Source organism: Kitasatospora sp. NPDC007106 (genome assembly GCF_040634455.1).
Taxonomy (GTDB): Bacteria; Actinomycetota; Actinomycetes; order Streptomycetales; family Streptomycetaceae; genus Kitasatospora; species Kitasatospora arboriphila.
The window spans coordinates 1-1,605 of record NZ_JBEYFP010001144.1; the positions used below are offsets into that span (position 1 = coordinate 1).

1 protein-coding gene is annotated in these 1,605 nt (G+C 69.2%); it reads right to left on the minus strand.

Annotation, left to right across the window (positions count from 1 at the left end):
* Positions 1-46: 46 nt before the first annotated feature.
* Positions 47-973: a diacylglycerol kinase family protein gene (locus ABZ641_RS36595; RefSeq protein WP_359988850.1), complete on the minus strand. Its 927-nt coding sequence runs from the start codon at positions 971-973 to the stop codon at positions 47-49.
* Between the last annotated feature and the right edge of the window lie 632 nt (positions 974-1,605).

A 1,605-nucleotide genomic window follows, 5' to 3' on the forward strand; every position in this document is an offset into this window, starting at 1 on the left:
CGGTTCTGAATCAGGGCGTACCGGAATGTTCTCTGAGTTCCATGTCTCAGTAGTCACGCGGTGCTCTTGGGAGCCCGGGCCTCGGCTCTCGTGGGATTCCTGGTCGGTCCCTCGGTAGCAACACCCGCAGTCCACCTGGCCGGGCCTCGCACGTGACGGGAAGAGGCAGCGTGACGGGTTCGCCGTCCACCCCTGCACGTAGTTGCCGCCGCCCGCCGTGCAATGTGATGGTGTCCGCCATCCAGGCGATGACTGCATCACCCGGCGTACTTGGACCAGGCTGCCGCCGCAGTAGCTCGCCGCGAAGGTGTCGCAGGAGGTCCGGCGGCATGTCGGTCGGGCGCTTGAGCACGATGCCGCCGAGCAGTCCTGAGGTGAGCGTGAAGCGGCGCCCTAGGTAGCGCGGAGTGGCGATGTGGTACGGGTTGTTGGAGACCAACACAACTTGGGGGAGCTGGACGGTTCCCTGCGGGGTGTCCACATCGGCCTCGACGCATTGCCTCCCGCTGAGGTAATCGGGTGCGACGGAAGCGAGGGTACGCGCCTTGTCCTCCCGGTACCCGGGCTCCAACAGTGCGTCGGCGTAGGGGCCGAACGACACGTTGTTGACGAAGGTGTGCGGGCCTACCAGCCCGAGATCCACACGGGTTGGTACGCCATCGATCAGGGCGCTCAGCGAGGAAACCGGATTGCGGATGTCGAGGCCGAGATCCCGGGCGAAATGGTTGCGCGTGCCTGCCGGGACCACCAGCAACGGCCGATCTGTAGCGGCCGCCACCGCGGCCACAGCCGATACAGTTCCGTCCCCGCCCGCGACTGCCAGCACTTCGGCCCCCTCCTGGACCGCGAGCCTGGCGAGTGACGTCGCGTCGTGCTCGGCACTGGTCGACCAGACCTGTGCCCCCATACCCTCGGCCCGGTTGATCAGGTCGAAGCGGGCGGTTTTGCCTCCACCCGAGCGTGGATTCGTCACGACCGTTACCCGGGTAGGCGCCTCAGCCCCAGCCATCACGGCAGCCCCTCTTGCCGCCCAGGTCGGCTACCGGCCGACCGATTGGACTCCATACCCATGCTGGCAGATACGGGTTTCCTCCGCTGGCCGGGGACGACCGCCCAGTGGCTCGCGACCGCGGAGGCCGGCCGCAAGATCACTCCCTGGGTCACGCGGACCGGACAGCCGTACACGTGGCAGAGCTGGTCGAGGCGGCGTTCCGCCATGAGCTCGGCCGGACCCGAGCGCCAGGACGGAGGAGCTCGCGCAGGCCGCCGGTGTCGTACGACGCACTCTCTTCGGGCGCTTCCCGGGCGGAAAGCATCCGTGATGCGGAATCGGCCGTCGTCACCGTGGTTCCGCGACCACGGTTGGAGGGCCCTCGGCTGCCCGGCCGCTGCTGCACAGGGACGCCCAGGCGGCGGAGGTGGCCGCGAGATCGTCTCCGCACGTGGTGTCGGGGCGGCGGGGTCGGGCCGCGGTGGCGAGGACGACGCGGTCGGGGCGGAGCAGGACGGCACCCGCGGTGCCCATCCAGCGGACCAAAGCCCTTGTGCCGGGATCGGCTTCGACGCGGCGCGTGCCGGGCTCTTGTCGCCGGGGGTCGTGCAGGT